The sequence below is a fragment of the Streptococcus sp. SS-4456 genome (assembly GCF_036680365.1).
GTDB lineage: Bacteria > Bacillota > Bacilli > Lactobacillales > Streptococcaceae > Streptococcus.
Genome location: NZ_JAVIHI010000004.1, coordinates 74,910 through 88,942 on the forward strand (window position 1 = coordinate 74,910; position 14,033 = coordinate 88,942).

Genomic DNA, 14,033 nt, shown 5'->3' on the forward strand with positions numbered 1-14,033 from the left:
AATGAATATCCCAGTCCCAGTTTGATTATTTTTTCTTGCTTGCCACTTTTTGTTGGCTCTTGATTTGGCGAAGTACTTGTTGTACTTTTGCTTCGCTTGGCTTTTGACCCATTTGGCTCATCATCAAGCGCAAAGCATTTTCATCCAAAACTGGCTTGTCAGCAATGTAGTTTTCCACTTGTTTGCGAGACAAGTAAATACCCAAGGCTACACCACCTGCAAATGCCACAAGCACCAAAACAATTACTAAACCGATACCTAATTGCATATCAATCTCCTCAAATCTTTATTTCTACATAACTACTTCTATTATACCAAATTCAGCAGGCTTTTCCAAGACTTACCTGTCAAAATCAAAACCGTAAATGGTCGCAAAATAATCCTCAGGTTTTTCAGCACGACGAATCATCCGCGCTGCGCCATCTTCCTGCAAAAGAATTTCAGAAGAACGCAGACGACCGTTGTAGTTGTAACCCATGGAGAAGCCGTGGGCACCACTGTCATGAATGACCAAGGTGTCTCCTACTTCTGCCCGTGGTAATTCACGATTAACTGCAAACTTGTCATTGTTTTCACAGAGGGAACCAGCCACATCCACCACTTCGATTGGCGCATCTGGGCGCGTGATGTTAGTAATATGGTGGTAGGCGCCATAGAAGGCAGGACGCATGAGGTTGGCAGCCGATGCATCGACACCAATATAAGTCCGATAGGTTTCCTTACGATGGAGCACCTTTGTAATCAAGTGACCGTGTGGCGCCAACATAAAACGACCCAATTCTGTAAAGATTTTAACATGTCCCATACCAGCTGGTGTGAGAATTTCCTCGTAAACCTTGCGAACTCCCTCGCCAATGACAGCAATGTCGTTCGGTTCTTGCTCAGGACGATAGTTGACTCCAATCCCACCTGATAGGTTGATGAAGTCTAAGGTCACACCTGTTTCCTCACGAATTTCCAAGGCCAATTCAAAGAGTTGACGAGCTAAGACAGGATAGTAGTCATTTGTTACTGTATTCGAAGCTAAAAAGGCATGGATACCAAATTCCTTGACACCCAGCTCTTTCAATTCCTTATAGCCTTTCATTAACTGTTCCTTGGTCATGCCAAACTTAGACTCTTCTGGGTGGTCCATAATATCCGTTCCCAGCGAGAAGACCCCACCTGGATTGTACCGGAGGCAGACCGTTTCTGGGATACCAGCAACACTTTTCAAAAACTCAATGTGTTCGTAAGCATCCAAGTTGATTGTTGCACCAACTTTACGAGCGTATACAAACTCTTGGGCTTGCGTATCATTGGATGTGAACATGATGTCCTTGAAACCCATTTTTTCACTCATGAGCACTTCTACATCTGTCGCACAGTCCACTCCACAACCTTCTTCTTTAAGAATTTTTAAAATAGCTGGAGTTGGAGTCGCCTTGACCGCAAAATATTCCTTAAAGCCTTTGTTCCATGAAAAAGCTGCATTAAGGGCACGGGCCTTCTCACGAATGCCTTTTTCATCGTACAAATGAAAAGGAGTCGGAAATTGCTCCGTAATGGTTTCTAAAACTTCTTTACTAACAAATGGTGTCTTGGTCATATCTCTACCTCATCAAATATTTTTCCTATTATACCACAGAACATCCTTTTCAGAAAATGAAAAATCCACTCTTACGAGTGGGTAATGACTAATCTCTATTCATCATTCCAAAAATGCGAAGCAAGTTGAGGAAGAGGTTAACAAAGTCAAGGTAGAGTTGAAGAGCCATAGACACTACCCAACCATTCTGGACATTGCCACCCGTCTGCTCAAAGACATTGCGGATACGTTGGTTGTCATAAGCAATCAAGCCTGAGAAAACAAGAACTGACACGATAGACATGGCAAAGCTGATACCTGAACTACGAAGGAAGATGTTGATGATACTGGCAATCATAATTCCCCAGAGGGCAGCACGCAAGGCTTGGGCCATACCTGAAAGGTTTTTCTTGGTCGTCATACCAATCACTGCCATAATGGCAAACATAAGAGCAGCAGATAGGAAGGCCAAGGCAACTGTTTCGGTCGTATAGAACATCAAGACCATGCTGATAGTCAAGCCATTGGTAACAGAATAAGCCAAAAACATTGGTAGAGCCATTGGACTATTTTTGGCAGCCATGGTAGAAGCTGCAACCACCAGGGCAATCTGTCCCAACATGACCAACACCATGACAATAGAGCCAGCACTAAGCAAACTATAAAGCAATTGCTGGAAGACGGTAACCGCCAAGAAGGAAACAAAGGCTGACAAGCCAATTCCCATAGCAACTACAGCATAAATCTTCCCAAAGAAACGGTTAAGAGCGGTGTTATCCACCTGATTGATGATAAATGAATCGTTGTTCATATAGTTCTCCTTTTATATCCTACTCAAAACGCAGGACCTTTCGATTTTTCCATTTATATTGCAAGGGCAGGGTAAACTCACGAACTGCCCAATATTTATCTACACAGGTCACAATCCATGATTCCTTATAACGGGGCGGAGCCAAGGTGGCACCAAACATATGCTTGACAATAATATCTTCTTCCACCTTGTTGAGCTTAGTTAATTTCTGGGCATTGCGCTTGGCAATCCGTGGATGGACCCAGGCATGGCTCCTGTTAAATTTAGTATCACGCCAGTCATAGAAGAAGAGATCATGCAGAAGACCACCTCGTGCAGTCGACTTGGCATCCCAGCCAAATTTCTTGGCAATTTTGTAACTGGTATAGGAAACATTGATAGAATGTTCCAAGCGGGTCGAATGGTAGTGGTGGGGAATATCTGCTAACTTTTGCACCTTTTTAGTGTCAATCAAGTGACCGACATAGGCCATATATTCTTTATCTTTTTTATAAGCACCCATAGATGTAAACCTCGTTTTGTTATTATAACACAGTTTAGACTTCTTGGCTTAAATAAAGCTAAAGACTAAAATACCAGCTGCAATAGCAACATTCAAACTCTCTGCTTGACCAGGCATGGTGATATGAACCAATTGATCTGCCTCTTCAGACACAAAATCAGAAATGCCCTGACCTTCATTGCCCATAACAAGCGCAAAGCAAGCTCCTGGCGAAACCTTCCTATAGTCCACAGACCTACTGGACAAGGTTGTCGCCAAGACTTCCACCTGATTATTTTTTAAAGTAGAGAAAACATCCTTAATTGGCAAGCGATAAATAGGTAGATGAAAATGACTTCCCTGCATAGAACGAAGGACCTTCATATTGTAAATATCAGCCGACTTATCTGTCAAAAAGACGCCATCAAAACCAGCCGCATCAGCCGTACGTATGATGGTGCCAACATTCCCCGGGTCCTGAACATCTTCCAAGACTAGAAACCTACCCTCCAGCCGCTCAGGCAAATCCTGACTAGGTAGAGCAAGTTGGGCAAGAACCCCTTGCGGTGACTTAGAATCAGTCAAATCTTGCATGATTTCTGGGCTGACCACTGTCACCTTTTCCAGCTGAGCAACCCTGTCCACATGCTCTTCTATGACCAATATGTGTTCAATACTTGCTCCTGCCTTCACAGCTTCTTCTAATAAATGCCATCCTTCAATCAAATAAGATGAAGTACGGTATTTTTTCTGCTGTAATTTCTTAATTTGTTTGACCAGATTATTGGATTTCGAACGGATAATTTCCATAGTTTCCTCATTTTCTTTCTTACCCAACAATGATATAATAAAGTAAAGTTCTTGTCAAAAGGAGAAGCTTATGAGAAAGGTTAAAATGATTGCATCTGGTCGGGTGCAAGGAGTTGGTTTTCGTTGGGCTGTCCAATTTTTAGCAGTGGAAATTGGTGATATTTACGGCAGGGTCTGGAACAATGATGATGGAACAGTCACTATCTTGGCTCAGTCCGAAAACGCTGATAAGCTCAGCCATTTTATCCATGAAATCCGAAAAGGCCCCTCTCGTATGGCAAAGGTTAGTTATCTGGATGTGACCCTTGCTAACTTTGACGACTACCATGATTTTCAGGTCAGTCATAGGTAAAACTTGAAAATTGACCGTAAAAACAGTAAAATAGAATGTATCATGTAAAAAGGAATGTAGCAATTTGAAAAAGAATAAACGTCTACTCTTAGCCAGCATGGCTCTTGCCAGCCTTGTATTTTTGGCTGGATGTGTCAAAACTGATAAAAAAGGTGTTCCAACCGGTGAAGGCTGGGTTTATAACTATCTGGTAGAACCAATGGGAAACCTGATTACCTTCTTTGCTGAAAATCAAGGACTTGGTTTTGGTCTTGCCATTATCGTGGTAACCCTCATCGTTCGCTTCGTGATTATGCCGCTCGGTATCTATCAGTCTTGGAAAGCAACCTACCAATCAGAAAAGATGAACTACCTCAAGCCAATCTTGGGTCCTATCCAAGAGCGCATGAAAAATGCAAGCTCTCAAGAGGAACAATTGGCTGCGCAACAAGAATTCTTTGCGGCTCAAAAGCAGTATGGAGTAAGTGTATTTGGCGGCATGGGCTGTCTTCCACTCCTTATCCAAATGCCTTTCTTCACGGCTCTCTTCTATGCAGCCCGTCACACACCAGGTATCTCTGAAGCCTCATTCTTAGGCATTCCTCTTGGTCAGCCAAGTATGATTCTGACTGCTGTAGCAGGTATTCTCTACTATGCCCAATCCATGTTAATGCAGGTCGGTATGGATGAGGAACAGAAAAAGCAAATGCAAACCGTGACCTATATGAACCCTATCATGATTGTCATTTTCTCTTGGACTTCACCAGCTGGTGTCACTCTCTACTGGGTAGTCGGCGGTATTGTCGGGCTCATTCAACAAGCCTTAACCAACTTCATCCTCAAACCAAAAGTTCGCGCCAAGGTAGAGGAAGAATTTAAAAACAATCCACCAAAACCCTACAAATCTACCGTAAAAGATGTCACTCCCAAAGCATCTGCTATCATCGAAGAAAAGACTTCTAAAAAATCAAATCGCAACGCTGGTAAACAACGGTCTAGATAAAACATAACAACCATCTCCTAGGATGGTTGTTTTCTTATGCAAAAAAATGCTAGGCTAAGCCCAGCATCTCCACATCTTATTTTGTTTTTTCTACTTTCAAGATTTTTACTTCGTAGCTTCCAGCAGGGGTTTCAATGGTCGCAACATCTCCTGTTTTCTTACCAATCAAAGCATGACCGATTGGACTTTCATTAGAAATCTTACTCGCAAAAGCATCTGCGCCTGCAGCGCCAACGATATGGTAAACTTCTTCTTCCGTTTCACCGACTTCTTGAACCGTTACAGTCTTACCAATTGCTACTTCATCTGCAGCTACTGCGTCACTGTTCACAATCTCTGCATAACGAATTTTTGTTTCAATTGTTGAGATTTGACCTTCTACAAAGGCTTGTTCATCCTTTGCCGCCTCATACTCAGAGTTTTCTGAAAGGTCCCCGTAAGAGCGTGCAATCTTAATACGCTCTACAATTTCTGGACGACGGACTAGTTTTAACTCTTCCAATTCTCTTTCTAATTTTTCCTTCTCTTCCAAGGTCATTGGATAGGTTTTTTCTGCCATGATATTTCCTTTTCTTTCTATATTTTCATGAAAACAAAATTATGTGGAAAACCACATAATTTTGTTATAAATTACTAATTTACTCTAAGTGAGCATTGACATACTTGGCAACGTTTTGATCGTGTTCCTCAATAGTTTTAGCATAGTAAACCGTACCTGTTGTAACATCTGCTACGAAGTAGAGATAATCCGTTGTATTGGCATTGATGACGGCTTCAATCGCTGAAACACTTGGGCTATCCACTGGCCCAGGCATTAACCCTGGCGTCCAATAGATATTGTATGGTGACTCAATATTTGTATCAATTCCAGCATCCTCTGCCAAGGTTGTTTCTTGACCAAGCTTGCCTTGAGCATAAAGAATAGCGATATTAGACTGCAAAGGCATTCCGCTATTGATACGATTGAAGAATACACTTGCAATATTACGACGGTCCTCATCCGTAGAACCTTCTTTTTCAACCAGTGAAGCCAAGGTCAGCACTTCGTTAACTGTCAAGTTTTTGCTAGCAATCGTTTCATAGTATGGCTGCAAGCGAGCATCCATGGCTGCAATCATTTGTTCAACCAACTCTTCCATGGTGGTTTCTTCTGTATATTCATAGACAGCTGGGAAGAGATAACCTTCCAATTGGTAAATAACACCACTATCTGTTGCTGGTAGGCTAGCAAATAATTGTGGATAAGCAACAACCATACGATTGATGAAATCTGTATTGGTTACTGTAGCCATAAAGGCTTCCGATGTAAACGGAGTCTTGTCATTCTGATCTTCCGTCTGAGTATTGTTAGTGATTGCCTGAGAAATCTGAGTCAGTGTATAACCTTCTACAATGAGAATCTTACCTGCCGGTTCCTTTTGGGCAGTTGGAGTACCACTCTCCTGAAGCGCCTTAGCAATATCATCTACTGACATGGTCTGCTTCAAATTATAAAAACCGCTTTGGAAGTTGTTATAACTCTTAATCTTAGAATAATAGTTAAAGACAGTTGCGTTTTTAATCAACTTATTCTCAACCAAAATCTTACCAATATCAAGGGTTGTTGAACCCTCAGGGATTTCGACCTGAACAGCTTCGGTCGCCTTTGTATCAACTGGGGCCAAGCTAGATTTAATCCAAATAAAGCCGGTAATCCCTGTAATCAATACAGCCAAGACAACAATAGACATGACGACTGAAACAATTCGTTTCGCAGCCTTATCTTGTTCCTGACGGCGTTGCTTGCTTGTTTTCTGGAGTGAAGTCTTTCTAGATTGGACAGGTTGTACACTCTCTTCCTCCCCAGCCTCAGCTGTAGTTGGCAGAGCCGCAGACACAAGAACTGCTTCATCCAATGTAAGAATTTCTGTATCCCCAGTTACTGCTGATACATCTTCTGTCGGAAAATCTAGGAAAGTATCTTCCAAAGAAGTTGCTTCTTCCGTTGAGAATTGTTCCTCCTGGACGGTCCTAGTTGTTTCTTCTTTGAAATCCACCGTGTTAGCTGCAACTAAGTTTCTCAGTTCTTCAAGATTACGTTCTACAGTATCTTGTGGAACGGTTGTCACAGTTTCTTCAACTTCTCCAACCAGGCTTGAAGTTACTTCCTCAACCTTTGTGTCCTCTTGCTGTTCAGTTTCTTCTACAAGATAGGAATTTGGAAAGACAACTCCACCAATCTTCACCGTTTCATGCTTATCATCCACGGTTTGACTATCTTTTACAAGATTCTGAAGTTCCTCAACGACTTCTTCGTGCTTATCAAGCTCAACTTCTTCTGTTTGGGCTGCCAATCGCTTGGTCTTTAGCTCTTCGAGTTCCCGCAAAATCTGATCGCGAAAACTTGAAGACTGCGTGTTATTTTCGTTCGTATCCTTTGTCACGCTATTGCTCCTTTCACACAGTTACTATACATTATATCTCAAAGAACTAGGAAATGCAAGAAATTCCCTTTATATCAAGCTTTCCAATACATGTCATACCACTCTTTTCCTCCAAACTGAGATCGGGAAGGGCCAGCATCCTCAAATTGATTGAGTTGATAATACCTAATCAAACTCTCATTACATGTCAAGGCAATTCCTTGGTAGTTTCCTTGAACAGCTACTTCTTTTAGACCTGCAAGCAAGAGGGTGCCTACTCCCTGTCCTTGATAACTTGGAGCTACCGACAAACTAGCAATTGTTAGATGGTAGCCTACAGGAGCTACTGGTTCTTCCAGATAAAAGATATCATCTGTAACCCTATTGGCTAGCGACGGGCAAGCTAATATAAAACCTGCCAGTTCACCTTCATTTTCCATCACTAAGCAAGTTGGTGAGAAAAGCTGCACATACCTTTCCAAAACAGTTTTTGAAATCTGTTCATCTTCAGAAAAATTTGCCCTCTCAAGAGCAGCTACAGCCTCCAAATCTTCCTGCCTGATATTGCGAATTTCCATAATTTTCTCCCTATATAGCTGAAAAACAGGGGCCAGGGGCCTCCGTCTTTCTGCTTTTATTGAACGTTATTAGTTAAGTTAGATAGCAATCTCTCAAAGGAATACTCATAAGACTGAATATCTCCAGCACCCATAAATACATAGACTGCATTGTCGTGATTCAAGAGCGGTGAAGTATTTTCAACTGTGACCAGACCACCTTTTTTGTTGATTTTAGCAGCCAAGTCTTCCACCTTAACCTGACCATTGTCTGTTTCACGCGCAGAACCATAAATTTGCGCCAAGTAAACGGCATCTGCTCCATTCAAGGCTTCCGCAAACTCATCCAAAAGGGCGATGGTACGCGTAAAAGTATGTGGTTGGAAAATAGCCACCAACTCCTTGCTTGGATACTTCTGACGAGCAGCATCAATCGTTGCAATGATTTCTGTTGGATGGTGGGCAAAATCGTCAATAATGACTGTATCATTAACAACCTTTTCTGTAAAGCGGCGTTTGACACCTGCAAAAGTCTTCAAGTGTTCAGCAACCAATCTCAAATCAAAGCCAGCAATGTAAAGATTTGCAATCACTGCTGTAGCATTCATGACATTGTGTTTACCAAATGTTGGAATTTGGAATTCTCCCAACTCTTGTTCCTTGTAACGCACCTTAAACTGTGATCCAGTTGTCGATGGTTTCAAGTCATAGGCTACAAAGTCATTATCTGAACCTGTACCATAGTAGTAGATTGGAGCATTGACCGTAATACGACGCAACTGCTCATCTTCACCATAGACAAAAAGACCTTTTTTGACTTGTTTGGCATAATCGTTAAAGGCGTTAAAAACATCTTCTAGGCTAGTAAAATAATCTGGGTGATCAAAGTCAATGTTGGTGATAATGCTGTACTCAGGATAATAAGGAGCAAAATGGCGCTCATACTCATCAGACTCAAAGACAAAATACTGAGCATTGGCTGAGCCACGACCTGTTCCATCCCCAATCAAGAAAGAGGTGTCTGTAATATTGCGCATAACATGAGCCAAAAGACCTGTCGTTGATGTCTTACCGTGAGCTCCTGCTACACCAAGGCTAGTAAAACCTTTCATGAATTCACCCAAGAACTCATGGTAGCGTTTGTAGCTAAAGCCTTGTGCATCAGCAAATGCAATCTCCACATTATTATCTGGACGAAAGGCATTCCCTGCAATCAATTCCACATCAGCAGTAATATTTTTCTCATCGAAAGGCAAGATGTCAATACCAGCTTGCTCCAAGCCACGTTGGGTGAAGTAGTACTTCTCTACATCACTTCCTTGAACCTTATAGCCCATTTGGTGTAGCATGAGAGCCAATGCACTCATTCCTGACCCTTTAATTCCGATAAAATGATAGGTTTTTGTCATGTTATTCCTCTTCTATATTTGTTAAATTTAATTCCTGGGCAACCTGACGCTCTCGGTGTTGCTGGCGCTCAGGATAATTATAGACCTGACTTCTCTTCAAGAAGTCATACGAATTTTTCTTAATCGGTTGCTCTTGCTCCCTATCTTCTTTCTTCAAAGAATAGACAGCTGGAACGTCGGCCAAAATATAGTCTGTCTGGCGCAGTCTGTCCGCCAACCGCGTGAGATTTCCCACTTTTTCCTCAGGACTTGGCGTGACTGGTGGTTTGACAAAAACTTTGGCTGGTGCAGGCTTATCATCTCTCAGGTAAGGTGCTGTCCGTTTCTTCTTCAAATCCTCACGGGCCTGTTCACGAGCTACTTGACCCTGAGTTTTATGAGAAGAAGGTTTGGTTTGAGCCAGGTGTTGATGACGTTCTCTACGAGAATAAGAGCTTGATTTAGCCTCAAAGAGAGGAGGCAAGAGGTCATCGTCCGTCACTACACGGCCAGTCCCGCTTACCGCTTGCTGACTAGCAGATGTCCCAGCAAATTCTTTTTCTTTATACGGCCCCTTGATATTGCTAATCAAGTCACTTTCGTCATATAAACTCATAATTGGATTTTCTCCTACTAGTACCTCATTATCAGCTACTAGCGGAAATCTTTTTTCTTGTCTAATCATAAGTCATCCTTTCGAACCCTTATTATACCATACTTGGCTTAGATTTGCCTAATACCACGCTAAGACCTTGTCTAGACTAACTATTCTATCCCCAAAATAGCACGAATATCTTCAACCGTCAAGTTTGCACGGCTTTCACTACCATTGAGGACTGATTTAACCAGATTTTTCTTATTTTCCTGAAGGGCTTGGATTTTTTCTTCAATGGTTCCTCTGGTAATCAGGCGGTAGCATTCTACTTTTTCAGTCTGCCCCATTCGGTGGGCACGACTAATGGCCTGGGCTTCCACCGCTGGATTCCACCAGAGGTCAACCAGGATAACCGTGTCTGCACCGGTCAAATTCAGACCAACCCCACCTGCTTTCAAGGAAATAAGAAAAGCATCACGGCTACCAGCATTGAAGGCCTGGGTCATTTCCTGGCGTTGATTGGCAGGGGTTGAGCCTGTCAGAGTATAAGAGGTTAAACCAATTTCTTTTAATTGTTCTTCAATCTGCTCCAGCATTTGTCTGAATTGGGAGAAAATCAGGACCCTATGCTCGCCCTCTTTCAGTTGCAGGAGCAGTTCTTTCAGGCTATTGAGCTTGCCACTCTCTCCCCTGAAATCATCCATGAACAAACTAGGTGTGTCACATATTTGGCGCAAACGAGTAATCCCTGATAGAATTTCAATCTTGCTTCGGTTGATTTGGGCATCATCAGCGCCAGCAATTTTAGACTGCATTTGTTGGAGCTGGGCCAGATAGATAGTCTTTTGCTCATCAGTCAATTCATTGAGTACATTGACTTCTGTCAAATCAGGCAACTCCTGCAGAACATCTTCCTTATGCCGTCTGAGGACAAAGGGCTGGATGGTCCGAGCAATCTCTTTGGTACTTAACTTGCTAAAGGCCTGTTTACCGGGCAATAAACCTGGAAGTACAATCTGAAAAATAGACCACAATTCTGTCAGATGATTTTCAATCGGTGTACCTGAAAGAGCGAAACAATTCCCAACCTCAAATTCTCTCAGTAGCTGAGCGATTTTAGATTGGGCATTTTTCATGACCTGAGCCTCATCTAAAATCAAGTAGTCAAACTTTTCTTGTTTGTAGAGATCAATATCCTGCCTAAAAGATGGATAGGATGTTACCAAAATTTGATGCCCCTGACCAATCAAGTCTACTCGCTGCTCCTTACTTCCGTGAACAACCCCTACGTCTAAATCCGGAGCAAAACGCTGGCATTCGTCTGACCAGTTATAGATTAAACTCGATGGTGCCAAAATCAAGACCCGAATATCCTTGGTCATCCGACTGGATAGAAAAGCGATGGTTTGCAGGGTCTTTCCAAGTCCCATATCATCCGCCAAAATCCCACCAAAGCCATAATGGTCCAACATAGACAGCCATTTGATACCAGTTTGCTGGTAATCTCTCAATTCAGTTTTTACATCCACATCAGGCAAGGGAAAGCGGTCAGGCTTGGCAAGATAGCTAGCCATTTCTTGAAAATCCTTTGAAAAACGAACTTGATCATAGCTAGAAAGCGACTGGGCTAATTGGTAACCTGCCAAGGCATGAACCTGCACCTGCCCACCCTTGCCATGTTTAGCTCGGAGCTGAATAAGGGTCTGACTGATTTTCCGGGTTTCCTCATCGAAAACAAGGACTTTCCCGGTCGGGCTAGTGTAATGGTCCTCTTGATCGAGCAAGGCTTCAATAACCAGGTCAATTTCAGACTGATCAATTCCAGATAAATCGAATGAAATATCCAAAAGCGAGCCATTTCGCACAATTTCCAGCTGTGGTTTGACTTCAACCAAGAGGGACCGAAGATTTTCCGTTAGATAAACTGGTCCCATTTTTTCTAGCAAGGGCAGCTGTTGACGGAAGAAGAAATAGACCTCCTGTTGACTGAGAGCGGGTCTTTGAGCCAGGTATTTGCCACGAAAACCAGCCAAACCGATTGTCTGATAGACAGCCTCTAGGTGCTGAAAATGACTGGCAAATGGAAGGAGGCTCAGCTCTTCCTCACTTCTAACCAAGCGACCATCAAAATCTAAAACTAATTGCAAGGACAGACTTCCATTTCCCTCCATCTCCATATGGAAATGAGGGATGAAATCGTGAATTTTAAATCGTTTGGGTGCCTTGACCGTCCCAATGGTCTGCAGATCTAGCAAAGTCAGGGCCAAGCGATCCTGGTCCTGAAAATCGACCTGAACCTTTCTCGAACCAGACTCGGTAGGCACTAGATTAGAAATATGTCCAATCAGCTGTTCCTGCATCCGATTGACACTATAAATAACCCCATCAAGCAAGAGATAACGCCCTTGAAGGAGAGGACGAACAGCTTTTTCATGAATAACCATCTCAATCATGTGCGTATGGACTGTCACATCAAAGTGATAAAGTCCAGTTTCCTCTGTCAACGGAAGTACCATCAAAGATGAGTAGGAACGTTGTTCATAGGTAAAGACAAAATCATCCAGCTGGTTCAACAAGTCAAGCCCTTCTTCAAAATAGGCTTGAGGCAAACGGAAATGACGGCCAAAATGGATGAGAATATCCGAATCTAAACCTACCTTCTCCGGAATTAAGGTCCAAAGGAAATCCAAAAGAGCCTGGCTAACTTCATCAAAGTTTTCATAGGCCAGCTGCTCATAGTAATTTTTCCCGATTTGGTAATGCCCATTGGTCTTGAGTAAGCGCAAAAAAGCACCAATGTCCCTTACAATATAGGAACGGGTGTCTGGTAAACGGCTTATTTTCAAGGTCCAGTCTATCTGCCGATCATAAGGCAACAAGCTCCCCTCAACAGAGAGGCGATACTTGATGCCCATTTCTGGTTTGGGACGCAAAATCTCATCTAAAAAGAGGCCACCAAAATAAGTCCGCCGGACCGTTTCCTTATGCTGATCTCCCTCTTCTTTCCGAGACTGCTCCAGATTTTTACCAACCCCATCATTTTTTAAATAATACTCCGTAGCTGCCAAATGCTGACAGTAGCCCTTGCTTTGAAACAAGTGACAACTACACTGCAAATCACTGTCATCATCACTATAAACAAAACGTTCCCCAGCAATATCCAGCTCCAACTTCCCATTCTCGCTCTGAAGAACAGTCAGTTGCCCAGCCTCATACAAATCAATTCCTTCTTGGCGAACCCGCCCCGGCATCATGCGACCCATAGCAATACCTCTTTTGACCTAGCATAATCTCTAAAATATTATCTTTTCATTATAGCATATATCATGTGATAATTCTTTGCCTAGGCATCAAAAAAAACACCAGTCAATCAACTGATGTTCCTAGAAATCATTTTATAATATTTTGTCACTTGCCACATTTTCTTCACAAAACCAAGTGTTTTTAAGAGCCAAAATAGGAGAATTGGTATGAAAAGGATTGCTAAAATGAGATTAACCCAGCCCTTTCCATCCAGAAACATTAGGAGAAATATTGTTGGTACAAAAGTAAGCAGACCAAGCATCAAGAAATTGATTAGAAGCCCCAACCAGCCCAGCCAGTAGCGAAGTCCAAAAGGAGCATACTTTCTTTCATCGAAATCTGCCAAACCCGCCAAAAATTCAAATACTAGTTCGCCTAAAAATTCCATACTAGACTTCCTTTCTGACCTGTCGGTAATACTTGGTTCGTCGGACAAGGGTTTTCATCGCATGTAGGGATAGGAAGCTTAGGCCAATTGCACATAACAAAAAGAAGATGAAAAGCAAAACCGTAGGCTGTTCAAATCGATGATAGACCATGGTTGAACCACCTGTAAAAGCGATAAAATAGGATGCCAAAGTCACCAAATTGAGCCAGATGCAAGCCACCAGTCCCAGCCAATAACGAAAGCCGAAAGGCTTATACTGACTGTCTTCATAAAATACAAGAAAAAATGATGAAAAAGAAAGCAATACCCGTGTTGTAAAATGAAGTGCAACAAAAAAGACATGTTCGTCTGATATACTAGAATTCCCCAACTCAGTATAGAAAGCAGATGAACATGT

15 protein-coding genes are annotated in these 14,033 nt (G+C 42.4%); 2 read left to right on the forward strand and 13 right to left on the reverse strand.

Features of this window, described 5'->3' with window-relative positions; genetic code table 11:
- Positions 1–25: 25 nt before the first annotated feature.
- The 5 genes from RFK25_RS02255 to RFK25_RS02275 all read right to left on the reverse strand — a co-directional run bounded on the left by RFK25_RS02255 (position 26) and on the right by RFK25_RS02275 (position 3,669).
- Positions 26–268, reverse strand: coding sequence for a YneF family protein (locus RFK25_RS02255; protein ID WP_024375830.1), 243 nt, complete (start codon positions 266–268; stop codon positions 26–28).
- A gap of 72 nt (positions 269–340) precedes the next feature.
- Complete coding sequence (locus RFK25_RS02260) at positions 341–1,588, reverse strand: diaminopimelate decarboxylase (RefSeq protein ID WP_332411201.1); 1,248 nt, start codon at positions 1,586–1,588, stop codon at positions 341–343.
- A gap of 88 nt (positions 1,589–1,676) precedes the next feature.
- The gene (locus RFK25_RS02265) at positions 1,677–2,378 is read right to left on the reverse strand and encodes a Bax inhibitor-1/YccA family protein (protein ID WP_172023816.1); all 702 of its coding nucleotides are present in this window, start codon (positions 2,376–2,378) and stop codon (positions 1,677–1,679) included.
- Positions 2,379–2,397: 19 nt separating this feature from the next.
- Positions 2,398–2,880: an HD domain-containing protein gene (locus RFK25_RS02270; RefSeq protein WP_105117693.1), complete on the reverse strand. Its 483-nt coding sequence runs from the start codon at positions 2,878–2,880 to the stop codon at positions 2,398–2,400.
- Between the two features lie 48 nt (positions 2,881–2,928).
- Positions 2,929–3,669: a TrmH family RNA methyltransferase gene (locus RFK25_RS02275; RefSeq protein WP_332411210.1), complete on the reverse strand. Its 741-nt coding sequence runs from the start codon at positions 3,667–3,669 to the stop codon at positions 2,929–2,931.
- Between the two features lie 70 nt (positions 3,670–3,739).
- Here RFK25_RS02275 and RFK25_RS02280 point away from each other — a divergent pair, with 70 nt between their 5' ends.
- Positions 3,740–4,021, forward strand: a complete 282-nt coding sequence (locus RFK25_RS02280; protein WP_332411211.1) for an acylphosphatase — start codon at positions 3,740–3,742, stop codon at positions 4,019–4,021.
- Between the two features lie 64 nt (positions 4,022–4,085).
- Positions 4,086–5,003 carry a membrane protein insertase YidC gene (gene yidC, locus RFK25_RS02285; RefSeq protein WP_105125106.1) on the forward strand — a complete coding sequence of 306 codons (918 nt, stop codon included), beginning with the start codon at positions 4,086–4,088 and terminating at the stop codon, positions 5,001–5,003.
- Between the two features lie 76 nt (positions 5,004–5,079).
- On the opposite strand, the gene greA is transcribed toward yidC, so the two are convergent.
- From greA to RFK25_RS02325, 8 genes are all read right to left on the reverse strand, one after another.
- Complete coding sequence (greA, locus tag RFK25_RS02290; RefSeq protein ID WP_332411214.1) at positions 5,080–5,562, reverse strand: transcription elongation factor GreA; 483 nt, start codon at positions 5,560–5,562, stop codon at positions 5,080–5,082.
- Positions 5,563–5,641: 79 nt separating this feature from the next.
- Positions 5,642–7,426, reverse strand: coding sequence for an endolytic transglycosylase MltG (gene mltG, locus RFK25_RS02295; protein ID WP_332411216.1), 1,785 nt, complete (start codon positions 7,424–7,426; stop codon positions 5,642–5,644).
- Positions 7,427–7,500: 74 nt separating this feature from the next.
- Positions 7,501–7,983 carry a GNAT family N-acetyltransferase gene (locus RFK25_RS02300; protein ID WP_332411218.1) on the reverse strand — a complete coding sequence of 161 codons (483 nt, stop codon included), beginning with the start codon at positions 7,981–7,983 and terminating at the stop codon, positions 7,501–7,503.
- 56 nt (positions 7,984–8,039) lie between these two features.
- Positions 8,040–9,371, reverse strand: a complete 1,332-nt coding sequence (gene murC / locus RFK25_RS02305) for a UDP-N-acetylmuramate--L-alanine ligase (protein WP_332411221.1) — start codon at positions 9,369–9,371, stop codon at positions 8,040–8,042.
- 1 nt (position 9,372) lies between these two features.
- Positions 9,373–10,035 (reverse strand): hypothetical protein, encoded by a 663-nt coding sequence (locus tag RFK25_RS02310; protein ID WP_332411223.1) that lies wholly within the window; start codon positions 10,033–10,035, stop codon positions 9,373–9,375.
- A gap of 80 nt (positions 10,036–10,115) precedes the next feature.
- On the reverse strand, positions 10,116–13,208 hold the full coding sequence (locus RFK25_RS02315; RefSeq protein WP_332411225.1) for a DEAD/DEAH box helicase: 3,093 nt from the start codon (positions 13,206–13,208) through the stop codon (positions 10,116–10,118).
- Positions 13,209–13,315: 107 nt separating this feature from the next.
- Positions 13,316–13,636 carry a hypothetical protein gene (locus tag RFK25_RS02320; protein WP_332411226.1) on the reverse strand — a complete coding sequence of 107 codons (321 nt, stop codon included), beginning with the start codon at positions 13,634–13,636 and terminating at the stop codon, positions 13,316–13,318.
- 1 nt (position 13,637) lies between these two features.
- Positions 13,638–14,033, reverse strand: a 396-nt coding sequence (locus RFK25_RS02325) for a hypothetical protein (protein ID WP_332411227.1), incomplete at its 5' end; no start/stop codon positions are given.

Coding starts and splice junctions, on each gene's coding strand:
- RFK25_RS02270 (WP_105117693.1), bottom strand. CDS start 2,880: ATGGGTGCTTATAAAAAAGATAAAGAATATATGGCCTATGTCGGTCAC.
- RFK25_RS02280 (WP_332411211.1), top strand. CDS start 3,740: ATGAGAAAGGTTAAAATGATTGCATCTGGTCGGGTGCAAGGAGTTGGT.
- murC (WP_332411221.1), bottom strand. CDS start 9,371: ATGACAAAAACCTATCATTTTATCGGAATTAAAGGGTCAGGAATGAGT.
- RFK25_RS02315 (WP_332411225.1), bottom strand. CDS start 13,208: ATGGGTCGCATGATGCCGGGGCGGGTTCGCCAAGAAGGAATTGATTTG.
- RFK25_RS02260 (WP_332411201.1), bottom strand. CDS start 1,588: ATGACCAAGACACCATTTGTTAGTAAAGAAGTTTTAGAAACCATTACG.
- RFK25_RS02255 (WP_024375830.1), bottom strand. CDS start 268: ATGCAATTAGGTATCGGTTTAGTAATTGTTTTGGTGCTTGTGGCATTT.
- RFK25_RS02300 (WP_332411218.1), bottom strand. CDS start 7,983: ATGGAAATTCGCAATATCAGGCAGGAAGATTTGGAGGCTGTAGCTGCT.
- RFK25_RS02310 (WP_332411223.1), bottom strand. CDS start 10,035: ATGATTAGACAAGAAAAAAGATTTCCGCTAGTAGCTGATAATGAGGTA.
- greA (WP_332411214.1), bottom strand. CDS start 5,562: ATGGCAGAAAAAACCTATCCAATGACCTTGGAAGAGAAGGAAAAATTA.
- RFK25_RS02265 (WP_172023816.1), bottom strand. CDS start 2,378: ATGAACAACGATTCATTTATCATCAATCAGGTGGATAACACCGCTCTT.
- RFK25_RS02275 (WP_332411210.1), bottom strand. CDS start 3,669: ATGGAAATTATCCGTTCGAAATCCAATAATCTGGTCAAACAAATTAAG.
- RFK25_RS02320 (WP_332411226.1), bottom strand. CDS start 13,636: ATGGAATTTTTAGGCGAACTAGTATTTGAATTTTTGGCGGGTTTGGCA.